General features: G+C 34.1%; 19 protein-coding genes and 2 pseudogenes. 10 read left to right on the top strand and 11 right to left on the bottom strand.

Going from position 1 to position 15804, the window contains the following annotated elements; all coding sequences use genetic code 11:
- Positions 1–296: hypothetical protein (locus PKC55_RS17815; protein ID WP_324373629.1), on the top strand; the 296-nt coding region annotated here is incomplete at its 5' end.
- Between the two features lie 17 nt (positions 297–313).
- Positions 314–1411 carry a hypothetical protein gene (locus tag PKC55_RS17810; RefSeq protein WP_291127099.1) on the top strand — a complete coding sequence of 366 codons (1098 nt, stop codon included), beginning with the start codon at positions 314–316 and terminating at the stop codon, positions 1409–1411.
- A gap of 12 nt (positions 1412–1423) precedes the next feature.
- Here the strand turns inward: PKC55_RS17810 and PKC55_RS17805 are convergent, their stop codons facing one another.
- The 4 genes and pseudogenes from PKC55_RS17805 to PKC55_RS17790 all read right to left on the bottom strand — a co-directional run.
- Entirely contained in the window at positions 1424–2155 is a 732-nt protein-coding gene (locus tag PKC55_RS17805) for a hypothetical protein (protein ID WP_291127101.1), read from the bottom strand.
- 10 nt (positions 2156–2165) lie between these two features.
- A complete protein-coding gene (locus PKC55_RS17800; protein ID WP_291127120.1) occupies positions 2166–2699 on the bottom strand; it encodes a HEAT-like fold family protein in 534 nt (177 codons plus the stop codon).
- 2 nt (positions 2700–2701) lie between these two features.
- Positions 2702–3685, bottom strand: coding sequence for a virulence RhuM family protein/type II toxin-antitoxin system death-on-curing family toxin (locus tag PKC55_RS17795; protein ID WP_291127103.1), 984 nt, complete (start codon positions 3683–3685; stop codon positions 2702–2704).
- A 6-nt stretch (positions 3686–3691) separates the two neighbouring features.
- Positions 3692–3859 (bottom strand): annotated as a pseudogene (locus PKC55_RS17790) (tyrosine-type recombinase/integrase); the annotation flags it as partial.
- A gap of 298 nt (positions 3860–4157) precedes the next feature.
- Between PKC55_RS17790 and PKC55_RS17785 the strand changes: the two are divergent.
- Genes PKC55_RS17785 through PKC55_RS17775 form a run of 3 tightly spaced genes read left to right on the top strand, consistent with a single transcriptional unit; the run spans position 4158 to position 6972 of the window.
- Positions 4158–5387: a site-specific integrase gene (locus PKC55_RS17785; protein ID WP_291127105.1), complete on the top strand. Its 1230-nt coding sequence runs from the start codon at positions 4158–4160 to the stop codon at positions 5385–5387.
- Between the two features lie 11 nt (positions 5388–5398).
- A complete protein-coding gene (locus PKC55_RS17780; protein ID WP_324373628.1) occupies positions 5399–6619 on the top strand; it encodes a site-specific integrase in 1221 nt (406 codons plus the stop codon).
- Complete coding sequence (locus PKC55_RS17775; RefSeq protein WP_291127108.1) at positions 6616–6972, top strand: virulence RhuM family protein; 357 nt, start codon at positions 6616–6618, stop codon at positions 6970–6972. The genes PKC55_RS17780 and PKC55_RS17775 overlap by 4 nt, the downstream gene beginning before the upstream one ends.
- Positions 6973–7098: 126 nt before the next feature.
- Here the strand turns inward: PKC55_RS17775 and PKC55_RS17770 are convergent, their stop codons facing one another.
- The 7 genes from PKC55_RS17770 to PKC55_RS17740 form a co-directional block, all read right to left on the bottom strand.
- On the bottom strand, positions 7099–7803 hold the full coding sequence (locus PKC55_RS17770; RefSeq protein ID WP_291127109.1) for a hypothetical protein: 705 nt from the start codon (positions 7801–7803) through the stop codon (positions 7099–7101).
- On the bottom strand, positions 7803–10820 hold the full coding sequence (locus PKC55_RS17765; RefSeq protein WP_291127110.1) for an HsdM family class I SAM-dependent methyltransferase: 3018 nt from the start codon (positions 10818–10820) through the stop codon (positions 7803–7805). Before PKC55_RS17765 ends, PKC55_RS17770 begins: the two co-directional genes overlap by 1 nt.
- A gap of 63 nt (positions 10821–10883) precedes the next feature.
- A complete protein-coding gene (locus PKC55_RS17760) occupies positions 10884–11159 on the bottom strand; it encodes a hypothetical protein (RefSeq protein ID WP_291127111.1) in 276 nt (91 codons plus the stop codon).
- Between the two features lie 3 nt (positions 11160–11162).
- Complete coding sequence (locus tag PKC55_RS17755; protein WP_006843752.1) at positions 11163–11561, bottom strand: hypothetical protein; 399 nt, start codon at positions 11559–11561, stop codon at positions 11163–11165.
- 1 nt (position 11562) lies between these two features.
- Positions 11563–12216 (bottom strand): hypothetical protein, encoded by a 654-nt coding sequence (locus PKC55_RS17750; RefSeq protein WP_291127112.1) that lies wholly within the window; start codon positions 12214–12216, stop codon positions 11563–11565.
- 334 nt (positions 12217–12550) lie between these two features.
- Positions 12551–12847 (bottom strand): helix-turn-helix domain-containing protein, encoded by a 297-nt coding sequence (locus PKC55_RS17745; RefSeq protein WP_006843754.1) that lies wholly within the window; start codon positions 12845–12847, stop codon positions 12551–12553.
- A complete protein-coding gene (locus PKC55_RS17740) occupies positions 12840–13127 on the bottom strand; it encodes a helix-turn-helix domain-containing protein (RefSeq protein WP_291127113.1) in 288 nt (95 codons plus the stop codon). The genes PKC55_RS17745 and PKC55_RS17740 overlap by 8 nt, the downstream gene beginning before the upstream one ends.
- 459 nt (positions 13128–13586) lie before the next feature.
- On the opposite strand from PKC55_RS17740, the gene PKC55_RS17735 reads away from it, so the two are divergent.
- From PKC55_RS17735 to PKC55_RS17715, 5 genes and pseudogenes are all read left to right on the top strand, one after another.
- Positions 13587–13823, top strand: coding sequence for a hypothetical protein (locus tag PKC55_RS17735; RefSeq protein WP_324373627.1), 237 nt, complete (start codon positions 13587–13589; stop codon positions 13821–13823).
- Positions 13824–13843: 20 nt separating this feature from the next.
- Positions 13844–14845 carry a fusion protein gene (locus tag PKC55_RS17730; protein ID WP_291127115.1) on the top strand — a complete coding sequence of 334 codons (1002 nt, stop codon included), beginning with the start codon at positions 13844–13846 and terminating at the stop codon, positions 14843–14845.
- A 36-nt stretch (positions 14846–14881) separates the two neighbouring features.
- A complete protein-coding gene (locus PKC55_RS17725; RefSeq protein WP_291127116.1) occupies positions 14882–15142 on the top strand; it encodes a hypothetical protein in 261 nt (86 codons plus the stop codon).
- A gap of 33 nt (positions 15143–15175) precedes the next feature.
- The gene (locus PKC55_RS17720; protein WP_291127122.1) at positions 15176–15508 is read left to right on the top strand and encodes a molybdenum ABC transporter ATP-binding protein; all 333 of its coding nucleotides are present in this window, start codon (positions 15176–15178) and stop codon (positions 15506–15508) included.
- Between the two features lie 41 nt (positions 15509–15549).
- Positions 15550–15756: pseudogene (locus PKC55_RS17715) on the top strand (Cas9 inhibitor AcrIIA9 family protein); the annotation flags it as partial.
- Between the last annotated feature and the right edge of the window lie 48 nt (positions 15757–15804).

The raw sequence follows: 15804 nt of genomic DNA, 5'->3' as shown, positions 1-15804 counted from the left end.
GGCGAGTAACTACAGCCTTAAGAAATTCTAGAGGATTAGTAAATCATATATCACTGGGAACAAATAAATTTATTCGCTTTTGGGAAAGTACTAGAGGGTTAATGCCCATTGTTGAACGAGATTCACCATGTTATATAAAATATAATTTACATAATCTTTCTTTTTCTTATTTTATATCCAATTTGTTACATATTGTGTCGGACGAGGATCCAATTGATAGATACTGGTTCTCTTTTCCAATTGATGGAACAAAAGAAATGTATAGAGAAGACCCTATAATCTATTTAGTTGATTAAGCTAATAATGTAAATCTATGGAAAAAATTGATATCGAGAAGAGATTTTATAGACCAATATGTAGCTCTGATGAGATTGAAAGAATTTTTAAAATTGAAAGCGCCTCTGATTATTTACTCAAATTAAGAGCTGATACGATTGTTGATAATATGAGACTTTTTAGAGTATATAGAAATAAGGCAATCGAAGAAGGTGAGAATTGGTGTTTAGAAGATTCTTTTAACAAATCTCATTATGAGAATTTTAGAAGGTCGTTGTCTCCTGATTTAACTATGGAATGTGATAAAATAACATTTGGAGATATCTTTTCAACAGAAACAAACGGGTTGATTTTTCCGACAGATTATGGAATAATTACGACTATAAGTGAATCAATAAAGTATTTTCTCTTCTTTATGAATTTAGGATTACTCGATTTTTCGAAGAAAATTCCTGAATATGTTAGATTCAATTCAATGAGAATTGCAATAAGAATTATGCTTCAAACAGAAGCTCTAGATTTTAAAATGGATCCAAGAGGCATAATACCTCCTAGTATAGAAAAAAGGATTAATGATTTAATTCCTTTTCAATTACAATTTTTAGCTGGGCACGAATATGCTCACTTCTTGTTAGGACATTTAAATACGCAGAATTTGACTGAGAAGTTTCTATTAAAAAGTGCTTTTAAATCTCAGACAGATTATAAAAAAATAGGGGTGTACAACATATCTCAAAAACATGAGTTTGATGCGGATATTTCATCTATAAATATCCCGAACTATATTGAAAAGGAGCGTATATCCGTATATGAATCTGCTTTATTCTGGTTTGCGGCATTATCAATTTATGAGGCTGTAGAAGATTATTTGTTTCCTCCAAATGGCCATCAATCTCACCCAAGCGCAATAAGTCGCTATTTAAACCTTTTAGATAAGATTCCCAAATATAAAGGATTTAATAAAAAATATTATGAAGAAGATATCCCATCTGTTATATTAAAAATCAGAGATGAGTTTATTGATAATGTTGGATATCATTGTGATGATTATGAAATGTATGGCTCTACATATTTAGATAAACCAAATACAGAATGGAGAGGAAGAAAATTAATAGATCGAGTTGATTATTATTAAACAGCAGTACACCTATAAGACACTAACTATCATTATTTTATACTCTCCCTCATTAAAAGTCAATTTTTTTCTTATTGTATCAATATCAACATTTTTAAGATTTTTTACAAAAACGATTTTAAGGAATAAAGCTATATCATCCTGTCTATTTATCCGAAAATGATTCCAAATATTCCATCCGAAATGGTATAAATCTATATTTTGTAAATTTTTTACTCTGACTGGTTCCACATCCTTTAGTCCTGTCCCTGTGGAATATTCAATAACATATTCACATAAGCGGTTTATATTCTGATCATCTGCAAATGGGGCAAAGATTGTTCTTGTATATTTTATAGCAACTTCAAGCATTTCTCGTTTCCTTGCAATTTCTTTCTGTTCATGCGTCTCTCTTATTACATCAAGTTCATTAATAACAGGTGTTTCATTTCCAATTGGTTCTTTTGGCCCTGGTTCAACGGTAGGCTCAATATTTTCAATAGTATTGGATTCGGGTATTACATCCTGATTTTCTATTGTTTGTTTTCGTCTTTTAAATAGAGTCGGGATAACTTTCTGAATGACTTCCAGATAAGAAATATAAAAGATCAGCCCAATCACAAATATAACAATGAATACTAAATTAGCTCCAAAAGGATCAAAGCCTAATTCTAAAAACAAATAACGGAAAACGAGCGACAGTAAAGCGATGCCCATCGCTCCACATATAATTAACAGTATATTTTCAGAATCTTTATAATTCATATTATTATGATTAAAGTTTTTGTAAACTCTGGCTTTTTTGCATTGCCTTTAGAATATTCTTTCTAACGGCTCGTATAGATGGAACTAAATCGCCTTCCATCATTGCAAGCATTATTTTCAATTCTTGCACCAACTCAGGAATGGGATGGCATAATTCATAAGCGATCTTCATACAAAGAGATTTTACTGCGGGCAAATCCTCGCTAGACATCATTCGCTCTAAACAGAAATCCAGGAAATCTACTCTTGGCGGATTCGGAAATGACTGTTTGTATAATAAATTGAGCATTACCCTTCGTTTTCCTCCATGCTTACAGAATAAGATATTATCAATCAATTCATCTTGCTTCTTGTATAACCACTCGTTATCTTGTGACGAAAAATGAGTGAAAATCCAAGCTGCGTGATATCCAATAATTTCACCGTCACCAATAACTAACTTATATAACTCTTGCTTTCGGGTATCACTATCATGTGTTAAACGAATTATCTCATTGATATCGTCCATTCCTATACGTTGAGAAAGCCTAGCTTTAAAATCCATCATTAGTTATTCTTATTGATAAGATTAACTACAACTTTTACCATCATATCTTTTTCTTCTGTTCTACTTTCTGCAATCATCAGGGTTAATGCAACAAGTGTATTATTCTCGATGAGTCTAGTGCTGTCGCTTCTATATAAAATGCCGTTCTGCTCCAAAAACCAAAGAAAGAGAAAAGCTGCGATACGTTTGTTTCCATCACTGAACGAATGATTTTTAGTCACCAAATACAATAACATTGCTGCTTTTTCTTCTATACTCGGATATAATTCCTCTCCACCAAAAGTCTGGTAAATAGTACTAATCGAACTTTTGAATGATTGGTCTTTCTCATTACCGAACAAACCCCCACTGCCAAATTTATCCCGAAGCACGTAAATTGCTTCCATCGCATTATTATAATCGGCTTTGAATGGCTCTTCTCTAGTAGTCTTTTCTATTTGAAGTTTTTGAAAGTCATATCTGTCTAAAGTATCAAGAGCGTAAGTGTAATCTGTTATCACACGCAATAGTCCTGTTGCTTCATCAGCAGACAGAGCCTTAGAATCTATCACATTAGAAAGAAGCTTGACTGTTTTCTTTAAGTCTTCTAATTGCTCGTTCTTGGCATTTTGATTAATAGCATAACCTTTGATAAGGTATTCTTTTAGAACGCTATTTGCCCAAATACGGAATTGAGTACCTCTTTTAGAATTAACTCTATATCCAACTGATATAATAGCATCTAGATTATAATAAGAGATTTGGCGTTTAACCTCTCTATTACCTTCGATTTGAACTTGTGCAATTTTTGCACAGGTTGAATCTTTATCAAGTTCTTTTGTTTTATATATATTATTAATGTGACGAACAATAGATGTTCTATCAGTTTTAAATAGTTCAGCCATTTGATATTGATCTAGCCAAACTGTTTCATTGTCGAGCTTTACATCTAATTGGGTATTACCATCAGGTGTTTGATAAATTATGACTTCTCCTTTATTCATAGTATTTCATTTTAAACTTATCTTATTCGCAGACTCCCTCTTCTTCGCATTTACCAGATCAGCGTATATTTGTGTTGTAGAAACATTTTTATGTGTTAGCATCTTACTCACAGTATAGATGTCAGTACCCAAAGCTACTTGCAAGGTAGCAAAAGTATGGCGAAAACAATGAAAAAAACACAAGAAAAGGGATATACGCAAATCGTAATACTTCAATGGGTAACAGTCTTGAAATTAGTATATTTGCTTAGATTTAGGAAGTTCGTAAAATTGGAATCTAAGCAAATCTTAGACATACTTCAGTTACTAAGTCGTTAACCACTCAGTTACTAAATTAAAACAGGTAACAAGATGCGAACAAACGAACTTCTTATGTTCTGATTTTCTTATAATTACGCGCTGAAGAGCACTTATATAACAAGTAACTTTGCCGTTGCAAAACAACGGCAAAGGATAATAAAAATATAAGTGTATGAAAACAGAAAAATTCAAGGTATTACTCTACCTCAAAAAGAGTAGTCCCGACAAATCGGGTAAAACTCCGATAATGGGACGTATCACTGTCGGCAAGTCGATGGTACAATTCAGTTGTAAACTTTCCTGTACATTTTCTTTATGGAATCCGCGTGAAAGTCGGTTGAATGGAAAAAGTAAAGAAGCCATAACGACCAACGCTCAGTTGGATAAGTTGATGCTTTCCATCAACGAAGCCTACGACACGCTCATTGACCGGAAACAACCTTTCGATGCCCAAGCCATCAAAAACTTATTTCAAGGAGCAATGTCTGCTCAAACAACTTTGCTGCAACAATTCGATAAACATATCGAAAGCGTTAAAGAGCGTATTGGTGTTGATCGTTCTCCAAGAACACTTCCCAATCATCTCTATACCAAACGAGTTGTAGCAGAATTTATCAAGGAAAAGTTTAATGCTTCCGATTTGGCTTTCGGTCAATTAAGCGAACAGTTTATCCGTGACTTCCAATCTTTTGTATTGGACGATAAAGGGCTTGCACTTGATACCTTACGCCACTATCTGGCAATCCTAAAGAAAGTATGCAAGACAGCTTTCAAAGAGGGTAACTCAGATAAAAACTATTTTGCTTATTACAAGCTACCTAAACAGAAAGAAAGTACCCCCAAAACCCTCAGTAGGGAAGATTTTGAAAAAATTCGGGATTTAGAAATTCCTGAACGTCGCCGATCACATATTATCACACGCGACATGTTTCTCTTTTCTTGCTACACAGGCACTGCCTACATTGATACGGTATCCATCACCAAAGATGATTTATCAACGGATGACGATGGTGCATGGTGGCTCAAATACAAGCGGGGCAAGAACGGACAACTTGCCCGAATCAAATTATTGCCGGAAGCTATTGCACTAATTGATAAATATCGGGACGATAACAGAGAAACTTTGTTTCCAATGGTACACAATGGCACGGTTGTAAGAAATATGCAAGGCATACGGATTCTTGCAGATGTCAAAGGACGTCTCCACTATCACATGAGCCGTCATTCCTTTGCCAGTCTGATTACGCTCGAAGCGGGTGTACCCATCGAAACAGTATCAAATATGCTCGGTCACAGTGATATAAAAACAACACAAATTTATGCCCGTGTGACTCCCAAGAAGCTCTTTGAGGATATGGATAAGTATATTGAGACAACAAAAGATTTAGTATTAACCCTATAACATCAACGATTATGCGAAGTACATTTAAAATATTATTCTACATCAACCGGAGTAAAATAAAATCCGACGGCACTACTCCCATTCTGTGCCGTATCACGGTTGATAATAAACAGACAGTTTTGACAACCGGAATCTATTGTGAACCGAACGATTGGAACAGCAAGAAAGGGAAAGTACGAGACGGGGCGACCAATCATAAATTGGATAAACTTCGGGAACGTATCGAACAGACCTACGAAGAGACTCTTAAAGAACAAGGTGTTGTCAGTGCAGAATTACTCAAAAATATAATTTTAGGAGTAAATAGTGTGTCCACCTTTCTTTTACAAGCAGGTGAAGTGGAGCGTGAACGATTGAGAAAACGATCTCTGGAGATTAATTCAACATCCACCTACCGACAATCAAAAACAACCCAGAGCAACCTGCGTGATTTTGTCCTTTCACGAGGAATGGATGATATTGCCTTTTCAGATATTACGGAAGAGTTTGGAGAATCGTTCAAAAACTTCTTAAAAAAAGATTTAGGCTATGCGACAACCCATGTGAATCACTGTCTATGCTGGCTAAACAGGCTGGTTTATATTGCGGTTGATCAGGAAGTGTTAAGAAGTAGTCCGATTGAAGATGTGGAGTATGAGAAGAAAAATCCTCCTAAATTACGGCATATTACCCGAAATGAACTGAAAAAGATCATGGACACTCCAATGCCCTATGAACGGCAAGAGTTGGCTCGCAGAACATTTATCTTTTCAGCCTTTACCGGACTTGCTTTTGTTGATGTGCACAACCTCTATCCTCAGAATATAGGCAAAACAGCGGAAGGTAGATTATATATCCGAAGCAGTAGAACTAAAACAAAAGTTGAAGCATTTATCCCACTACATCCGATAGCAGAACAAATCTTGATGCTTTACAATACAACCGATAATACTGCTCCTATCTTCCCTTTACCAAGCCGGGATCAGATTTGGTTTGAAGTTCATGAGATAGGTTTTGCTTTAGCGTTCAAGGAGAATCTCAGCTATCATATGAGCCGACATTCGTTCGGAACGCTTATGCTCTCGGCTGGTATTCCGATTGAGAGTATTAGCAAAATGATGGGGCATACCAATATTTCGAGTACACAGATTTACTCGAAAGTAACTGATGATAAAATATCAGAGGATATGGACAAGCTAATGGAACGACGAAAAGCAATTAGTAATAAAACATCTCAACCGATAGAGCTATGAAAAATACAAAAATTAAGATAAACGATAATGGGGCTGTACACATTCCGAGAAATGTTAGAATGAATATTGAAGAGATTGCCGAACTTTTTGGAATCTTCTATCAAGTAGCGAAGAAGAATATTCGTTCCGTTGAGGCGTTAGGTATTTGTACGGGGGATCAGTCGATGAGCGGAACAGTGGAAGGAACCAAAATCGTCTCCGATTATTACGGTTTGGATATTATAATCGCTATTGCTTTTCGAGTGCAATCGCCTAAAACTTATGCTTTTCGTAGATGGATTCTCAATAAGGTGATGAAAAATGATATAGCAACTACACTTCTATTACCTTCGCAGAAGGCGTTGTTGAACTAAATCAATAAGGTAAATAAAATATAACTTAATTTTAAAGGGCTGAACTTTTTTGTTTGTTTAATTAAATACAAACTCAATTGTTTGCCCTTCTAACTATTGACTTGATGAAAGTATTAGAGTAATATTCTAGTTCTGTTGTTTTGAAAAATCGATCCAAAAATGTTTCAATTGGATATTATCATCATATACTCGATATGAAATAGAAGAATAGCTAGTCAAAGTCTCATTTTCGCTATTAATGATAAGTAAGTCATTTTGTAGCCAAGTTAGTCTATCATCACTTGCATTCTCAATTTGTTCCTGTATCCAATTATTTACTTTTTGAATCCAATACTTCGGAGAGTCTGTTTGGATATATCCAATAATTCCAGCATGAACAACATCTTTACCATGACGTCCATTCTTAAAACGTTCGATACCTCCTGAATTTGTCACACATTTATTGTTCCGATATTGGCCACAAACATATTCTTTCTCCCTTTTTTTAGGTAGCTTAGAGTTTAGTCTTTTAGCTTCAAATTTAATTAGTGAGGGGGAATCATCTTCAATATTATTTTCTTGAGCGTATGCATAACTCCCAAATACAGCAAAATCTGTAGATGTATTCTCTTTATCATCTTCTATGTTTTGATGGTGAAAATAGAATGGATACTCGGGTGGTTTTCTCGAATTAAGAGTTTTACAGAGTTTGTTCGTTATTGCATTTTCATTATCATCCTTTTCTCCTCTAAAACCAATTAGTGTCAATGATAAATAACTATAGATTTTATTGATTATTGTATTATCAGGAGCACTGCTCAATGTGCCAAATGTATTATTTATCTCTCCCATTATTTTCCCTGTCTAAATAGATCAACAAATGTTTCATCAGCATCTCTCACAGCTATTGAAGGTAGCCAGTATCTCCTTTGATTAGGTTTATACAAGAAAATAACATTTTTATGATATACCTTCACAATTCTCTTTATCCATAAATTATATCCTTGTTTCTTATCTATTAGTCTCTTAAGTTTAGATTCAATATCTTCTATAGATGAGGGTATATCTATTTCAGGTTTATCTCCTAAAACAAATGGATATGCAATAAATTCTTTTCCTACAATTGGAGAGAAGGGTTGGAAATTTTCATAAACGGAATTAAGAATATCACAATAATATTTTCCAAAGACGACTAGCTCTTCTTCTGCAAATAATGAGTCTAGAACAACACTATTTTCTCCTGCTTTTCTAAAGTCAGAGTAATAATCAACTATATCATTTAATAGTTTTTTTTCTATATTATCCAGAGGTATTTGAGGATATGGCAAATTTAAAATATCTCCTTTCAAAGGAACACCCTCTCTCGAAGTTAGAACTTGACCACTTAGTAACCACATCAAAGAGACACAATTTTCATCTTTTAGATAATTTCCAAGCTTTTGCAAATCCGCAATGTCACTTTCAGGTGAATGGACTCCAAATATTTTATCTTTAAAGGTCAAGTATTGATCGCTATAAATTACTGGGATAGATCTACCAGTTACACTTTCTTTAATTAATAAATGAGGAGGTTGAAAAACCTCTTTGTTAGTTTTCGTTGACCTATAAAAATATTTGATGTTACAGGTTTTTATAGATTTAAGACCATTCTCGGTAAAACCATCTGTTTCAACATAATTATATCCTGTAATCCAACCAGCTTTGTATTTAGCTTCTAAATTTACAAACTCCTGTATTTCGTCTTCTGTTTTACTATCTTTTGAAGAAAGGTGTTTCACCCTTCTAATGTTTTTTGAGTTTGGTGCTTCTATCCAACCTTCTGCAACCTTCCAATTATTGTTCTCAACTCTTTCATTCAGGTATTTTCCGACCGTTTGAATATTAACATCTGTTATCTTATTTAATAACTGATGAAGTCTTCCCCCACCCATAAAATTAGCTTGCCATACACTAGGTAGGTTAATCGCCGATTTATAAGATACTTTATGTATATCGTAATGATCTATTTCGAAGTCTATTTTTTCCCCAGAAGCTTTTGTTCGTCTAAAAATACTATGAACACAAGGCCTTTCTTTATGATCTGCCCTTTCTGCGAATACAGTAACTACAGCAGGTTTAGCACTAGAGCTACTTCCTATAAATAACTTAGCTCTTAATGACGTGAAGTCAAAAAATCCTTTGATATAATATTGCTCAAATAAATATTTCCGAAAGTCGTGTGTATTGGTATTATACAAAACAGGACCGGAAGGTAATATTAGGCAACAGTTCCCTCCCACTCTTAATAATTTGATAGATTGCTCTAAGAATAATAATGCTATTTGATTATCTGGGATGTCAGGACGTTCAGTATTATTCTCTTTTTCTTTTTTATCTACGAGATTGGCCCAATCGGTAAATTCTGAGTTAAAGGGCGGGTTGCCAATTATGAGATGAAAATCAGACTTTATCTTCCCTTCATGTAATGTCTTAAAGAAATCTCCTTGATATAAATTATAACCAATAAGATCATCAAAGTGTACATTTCTCCATATTTCTCTAGGTGACAAAGAATCTAACAAAGCAAGACCTAGACTAAAATACGATAATGTAACAGCTTCATCTTCTAAATCGCAGCCAAAAATATTCTTTTGTAACAAGTCTTTAAGTTCCTGAATATTTTCTTTTTTAGGCTTCTTCCAATTATTTTGAACCCTCCACCATTGAATCATCCTTTTAAAAGCTCCGACAAGAAAAATTCCAGAACCGCAAGCTGGATCTAAAATCTTAAAATTTTGTTTAGGATCTTTCAATGGCATACATTGATCAATAAGGAATTGAACTAAATATGGAGGGGTATAGACTACCCCCTTCTTTTTCTGACCATTTTCATCGGCTAAGAAATCTTCATATATATGACTAATTAACTCAATCGGAAGATAATTAAATTGGTATAACCGCCAAAGGCTCATTTGTCCTATCCCTTGGTTACCTTCTGTAAAAAATGAAACATCTCCTTTAACAAAATGTTGAAAAAGAGTAAGATCTACTTTTTCTTTTAGTGCTGATAATTCATTGTCATCTAAAAGGAAAATTTGCCCATTAAAATGTTCTTTACTAGAAAGCTCTTTTAGGACATTAACGAATGTATCTACATTCTCCAAAACACCCTCCAATGTTGGATCATCAGGATTATATGCTTTGTAAAATTCATTAGGGTTTAGTGCTCCATTACCATCTTCATCTTTTCTCTCCTCAAGATACTTTATAAGTATCAGCATCATTAAGATTCGTTTAACTAGTGCAGCATTTTCATTTCCTACACGAGAGATAATATTTGACTTGACGTTTTTTAGTTGTGATAGCAATTGTTCGTAGGCCCCTTCTTCATATTTAAATTGCTTACCTTCATTAGAATCCCAGAATAAACCAGAGTCAAATTGACGAACATTATATATGTCTAGTTTCTTTTGTATATCATCTAACAAGTCAATAAAATCATGTGGTGATGTAATAAAATCATTTCCATCTGTATCCCATTCTGGCTTTTTCCCACAGTTATATATTAAAATTTGAGATGCTCTAATTATAAAGCAAAAGGGAACAATTCCTGCATTCCATAACTTATGATGAATATCTGCTTCATTATTATTAATATTTTGTTCGGATTCATCATAAATATAAATCAGGGGTTTAGGGGGACGATTGTCATTATAAAATCGAAAATAGACAGCCGTAGCCTCAAATTCAAAAGCTTGTTCCAATGCTAGAAATAAATCTGGATCATTTTCGTCCGCTCTCTGAGAAACTAAACGCAAACCAGATGTATCACTAGACATTCCTAATTTACCTAAGGCTGAGTGAAATACTATGTTAGAGTCTTCACTCATTATACTAAGTTATTATTAAATATATAAGACAAGTTATTCATAATATACTATCTACTGGATGAATTATTTATATTTTTCGATAAAGTCTCTTATTATTTGTACATCCAATTCTGGAGTAAAACCAAGTCTTACAGTCTCTTCCCAATAAGGCTCAGAATTGCAAGGGTTGTTTCCTGCTCTGAATTTTGCATGGAATAAATCTGAGTTTTCATACTTTTCAAATACTTTCATTATTAGATAATCATCATCTGCTAATTTTAAGAAATTCAAGTTGCTTTTTCTACATTCTTGAAATCCAAAGTGGAATAATACAGACTCTACTTTTTGTAAAAGGCTCATAATTTATTTCTCTTTTAATTTTTCGTAATGAACTTGCATAATCTTCAATAATTCAGTCTGATTCATTTTATAACAATCGACTTTTTTATATTCCATTTCAAATGCAACTTCATCTGTAAACTCATCAACTTGTCTTGATGTAAGTTCCTTATATCTTTTATCGTAATATTCTATATTACTCTTTAATAATCTTATGAAATGAGCAATAAAATCACTTGGTTTTCGAAATCGAATTTGAATATCATTGATTTCTACTAAATAAAATTCAATATTGGAATTTAAACTTTTCACTAAATAAATATTTCTAAGCTCTATACCGCTATATTTTAAATATTTAGCAAATCTAATTCCTAATAAATTTGATAGAATCTTGTATGTTTCAGAATCATAATCGCCTATCATGTTATTTCTTCTTCTTTTTTCTGATTTTTATAATTTCATTTTCAACATAAGAGGATTCTTTTTTAATATCATCTAATTTATCTCGAAACATTTTGTACTGATTAACACCTTTAAATAAATTGTGTTCAAATTCAACTTCATTGAAAATAAGAGTCCACATATACAAAAAGAGTTCCTTAGATGGCGTATTTAATTTTGAAATAATAAAATCGAAATATAATTGCCATTTAACCCAATGGTAATAAGAATCAAAAACTAGCCATTGTTGAACATACATAGAGATAAATTGATTCAAATCATAGATTCTAAAAGAGTATTTCAAGGGAATCTCTTCCTTAATTTGATATTTCTCTAATAGGTCTTCATATGATTTAGCAGACACTTGATGACCAAAATGATTTACCCCAATAATCTCGAAGAAATAATCATTTTTTATTGCTTCAGTATACTCCTTATCTGTTTTATAATCATGTTCTAGGTTTATTGAAATACTGTCGTGTTCTACAGTACCTGTTTGTATCCATTTTTTGAAACTGAAGCTCGAGTCTATCTCTTCCCCGAAAGCATCAGTTAAATTAATTGCACGCTCAAAAGTTTTCCACCAAAATTGCGGAGAAAAATAAAATGCTTTTAAATTGACACTTAAATCATCCATGAGTTATTCTGAATAAATTGTTTTCAATCTATGATATATGTGAGCATTAAATGACCTTTTTTCATACCCACTTGACATAAGTTGAATAACTACGATAAAGATAACATAAACTTTTTTTTATAAAAAATCTATTTTTAAAACCTTATCCACTCAGATTTTCAATTCTTAGGAAAATGAATCAAGCCTATTGGGAATTCAGTCAGAAACGATATAACAACTATACTTTTGTTACCATTGCAAAATGTAACGCTCAACTAATGCAGGGCATCATAAGCAACAGAAAACAGGCTTCGAAGTAAACTCGAAGCCTGTTTTCTGTTGTAACCAATAACCATTATTTCAGTTCTTGAACATAGTTTCTATCCAATATCTTCTGAATATCGGATTCCCGATACAGGGTTTTACCTCCAAATTGAAAGTAAGGGATTTTACCCTCAGTACGATAGAGCTGTAATGTCCTTCTGCTTATTTTCAATTTCTTAGCCATCTCTATATCAGTCAAAAATCGTTCTCCGAAGAGCGATGGTTTGTTGGAGGTCAGGACAATTTCAATTCTATCCAACATCTTGTCGAGCAAAGTAAAAAACTTCTTTACCCGTTCGTTCCTCTTCGTTAAAATGTCATTATCCATGCTGTTGTATTTCTAATTCTTGAATAAGTTTTCTTACATCTTTGACTCTATAATAGAGTTTCCGGCTAATCTTGGTATAGGGCAACATACCACTATCTCGATAACCTTGAAGGGTACACTTAGATATATTAAGCATCTGGCACACATCCTGATTATCTAACCAATCTTCAAGTCCTTTACTTGTATGGCGTTCACACAGCTTGTTCACTTTATGAGCGAACAGTTCAAACTGCGTCATCATTGCCTCGAATGTTCGGGCTTCAATATATATTATCTCCATAGTAATTTACTTTTTTGTTCATACTATGATTACGGGGGAGCAAATATAAGTCATTAAATTACAGTATACATAAGCAATTTATAGGCTGGTAGCTTTAGTCTATACTTGTCTATGCCTAAAAAACATTTTATACTCTTTCGATAGCTTCAGGAAAGAGTAAAAGGGATTTTTTCTACTTGTTTCATAATTTCTTCCCCTTTAAGCGAAATGTCATCAGAGCCTAATGAGTATTCGATTTCAGTCGCAAAGGTATTCCGTGTTCTTCACGCTGACAGCAAGGTCAAGCCCTAAAGGGTTTGGCAAAAAATCTTCCTCTTTCCCTTCTTCTGCTATTCGGGCGAGCGTATTTATTCGTCAAAACCTTGCACAGCTAAACACTACCCTTTTTTAAGCTTCTGAAACTCGAATACTCCTCACCGGCTCCGATACGGCATAGCGTTAAAAAAAAGGTCAGAAATTATGAAACTAACAGCAGAAAAAAATAAGAAACAGCGATCCACCTACCTTCCAATTAGCATAGGTTGGGTTTTGAAAATAGGCTTAATTATCGTGAGTTACTCCTTATGGGGAGCAGGGTTTATTTGGGCTTTGGTAGGCTTGTATCTCTTCTATGATGTGATTCGGGGTATCCTTTCGTGCCTGCTGATGTTGGGTGCTGTAATTACCCTTATTTATCTCATGCTTACTTATTTATAATCCATTAAAACACAAAAGTTATGACAAAGGTATTTTTATTAGGTGCGAACAAAGAAATTGACCGAGCAGTGCAAGTGGTAGAGATTAACCAAGTTATCCAAATGGAGGGGTATAGCTATCACAGCTATGTAGTGTATGACATCACAAAAAATCAATGGGGCATCACTTACAAATTGATAAACCTAACGACAAAAGATTTTCATACAGCCGATATTATCCGACCATTGAAAGAAAAATTTGGCATCGGGTTCTATTACGACAGCGACAACCCTCAATTTATAGACAGCTTTGAAGTAGCAATACTTCTGCAAGAAGCAGAAGCCAAAGCCAAAGAAGAAGCGGACGAGAAAAAAAAAGAACGCATACGAGTAGAGGAAATAAAAGCAATTGGTAGCAAACGTTTTGCCGAGATACTTCCCGAAAATGCTTTGGGCGTTATCGTGGCAAGGCTGAAACAAGATGAGAGCGACAGCCAGAGCGACTACTTTGCATCAAGAACAACACGGACTGTTATTTTAGGCTTCTCAACGCACAAGAGAGACATCTTTTCTGAAATGCGTAAACACGCATCCAACTTCGAGGAAACAGCCTATTTAGTGGAGTACAACGCAGATTATGAACATCGGGAAAAGTATTCAATGGGTGCAGGGTACTATTTAGGAGAGAGCAAGTATCATGGATGGATAATTGAAAAAGTCTCTATGTATAGCCGTGAGGGTATGATAAAGGAATTTGCCTACACCGCAGGGAGTGAAGATAACATCCGCATCAAGAAGAATAATGATACACCACCAACGCCCCCAAGTGACAAGAACGGCACAAGCAAGAACGGTTGTACCGTAGTAGAGTATTCAGAAAAAGCAGTAGCAGTATTCGGAGAAACAAGAGCGATCAAAGACGAACTCAAAGCAATGGGAGGAAAGTTTAACAGCAGACTGACCTTTAACGGAAAAAGGTTGGCAGGGTGGATATTTTCAAAGTCGCAGGAGCAACGCTTAGCCTACTACTTTGGATTGAATTAATTATCAGAAAACTATAACTACAAAATATAGGATATAATGAAAAAGAATAGAAAAGTGACAGCCGAATCTGTAACAATCAATTTCAGAAATTATGGCAAAATAACAATCCCTAAAGGTGTTTTAGTGACCAATGAGACGGCAATGGGAATAGACAACAAATACAATTTTGTTAACGAATTTGATTGGATTGATACCAACTACCCCCAAGTAGCACGATCATTAAAAATGGATGCTCAAAACTATGGAATAAACATACCCAAAGAACATATAATCATTCATGAAGATGAAAACATTTAAAAGAGCAATCCTCCACAAATCCTCAAGAATATGATAACAACAATAATAGCTACCAAATTTGTAAAATGGGATGTTCCCGAATTAGACGCTTTGAAAGGCTCTAAAGTGTATCAACTTAAAGAGAAAATAAACGCTGAAGAGAAGTTGAGCAGGGAAGAAAAAAACTGGATAGTAGAGAATGTAAATCACAATAGCTATTTCAAAAATGCCATACCATTAAGAGGTTACCGTTTCGACTTCTCCGAGATATTGAAAACCTATATCGTGAAACAATACGGCTCATACCAAGAGTACAACGCAGTAGATAAAACAAGTTTACGAGCCATGATATACGGCAGAATAGATAAAATAATCGAAGTAAAATAATAAACAAGGGGCAGTAATCCTGCCCCATAATACCCAAAGATATGAAAGCAACAAACCATTTTCAAAATACGATAAAAGCATATTTAGACAAACATGCCGAGATAGATTTACTTTTTTCTTTCCGCTACTCCCTGCCCGAAAAAAAGTTAGAGGATTGTGTGACTTATATCCTAAACCAAGTGCAGAAAAGCGGTTGCAATGGTTTTCACGATGATGAGATATTTGGCATGGCGGTACATTTCTATGATTATCCTAACCTTTATAAAAACCTCACTTCTCTACCCAATACGCTGTAA

It is taken from the genome of Dysgonomonas sp. (assembly GCF_035323175.1).
In the GTDB taxonomy this organism is placed as follows: domain Bacteria; phylum Bacteroidota; class Bacteroidia; order Bacteroidales; family Dysgonomonadaceae; genus Dysgonomonas.
This window is presented reverse-complemented; position numbering and strand designations above follow the sequence as displayed.

What these genes read in the sequence shown, in the direction of transcription:
- PKC55_RS17810 (WP_291127099.1), top strand. Translation starts at nt 314, where the DNA reads ATGGAAAAAATTGATATCGAGAAGAGATTTTATAGACCAATATGTAGC.
- PKC55_RS17805 (WP_291127101.1), bottom strand. Translation starts at nt 2,155, where the DNA reads ATGAATTATAAAGATTCTGAAAATATACTGTTAATTATATGTGGAGCG.
- PKC55_RS17800 (WP_291127120.1), bottom strand. Translation starts at nt 2,699, where the DNA reads ATGGATTTTAAAGCTAGGCTTTCTCAACGTATAGGAATGGACGATATC.
- PKC55_RS17795 (WP_291127103.1), bottom strand. Translation starts at nt 3,685, where the DNA reads ATGAATAAAGGAGAAGTCATAATTTATCAAACACCTGATGGTAATACC.
- PKC55_RS17785 (WP_291127105.1), top strand. Translation starts at nt 4,158, where the DNA reads ATGAAAACAGAAAAATTCAAGGTATTACTCTACCTCAAAAAGAGTAGT.
- PKC55_RS17780 (WP_324373628.1), top strand. Translation starts at nt 5,399, where the DNA reads ATGCGAAGTACATTTAAAATATTATTCTACATCAACCGGAGTAAAATA.
- PKC55_RS17775 (WP_291127108.1), top strand. Translation starts at nt 6,616, where the DNA reads ATGAAAAATACAAAAATTAAGATAAACGATAATGGGGCTGTACACATT.
- PKC55_RS17770 (WP_291127109.1), bottom strand. Translation starts at nt 7,803, where the DNA reads ATGGGAGAGATAAATAATACATTTGGCACATTGAGCAGTGCTCCTGAT.
- PKC55_RS17765 (WP_291127110.1), bottom strand. Translation starts at nt 10,820, where the DNA reads ATGAGTGAAGACTCTAACATAGTATTTCACTCAGCCTTAGGTAAATTA.
- PKC55_RS17760 (WP_291127111.1), bottom strand. Translation starts at nt 11,159, where the DNA reads ATGAGCCTTTTACAAAAAGTAGAGTCTGTATTATTCCACTTTGGATTT.
- PKC55_RS17755 (WP_006843752.1), bottom strand. Translation starts at nt 11,561, where the DNA reads ATGATAGGCGATTATGATTCTGAAACATACAAGATTCTATCAAATTTA.
- PKC55_RS17750 (WP_291127112.1), bottom strand. Translation starts at nt 12,216, where the DNA reads ATGGATGATTTAAGTGTCAATTTAAAAGCATTTTATTTTTCTCCGCAA.
- PKC55_RS17745 (WP_006843754.1), bottom strand. Translation starts at nt 12,847, where the DNA reads ATGGATAATGACATTTTAACGAAGAGGAACGAACGGGTAAAGAAGTTT.
- PKC55_RS17740 (WP_291127113.1), bottom strand. Translation starts at nt 13,127, where the DNA reads ATGGAGATAATATATATTGAAGCCCGAACATTCGAGGCAATGATGACG.
- PKC55_RS17735 (WP_324373627.1), top strand. Translation starts at nt 13,587, where the DNA reads ATGAAACTAACAGCAGAAAAAAATAAGAAACAGCGATCCACCTACCTT.
- PKC55_RS17730 (WP_291127115.1), top strand. Translation starts at nt 13,844, where the DNA reads ATGACAAAGGTATTTTTATTAGGTGCGAACAAAGAAATTGACCGAGCA.
- PKC55_RS17725 (WP_291127116.1), top strand. Translation starts at nt 14,882, where the DNA reads ATGAAAAAGAATAGAAAAGTGACAGCCGAATCTGTAACAATCAATTTC.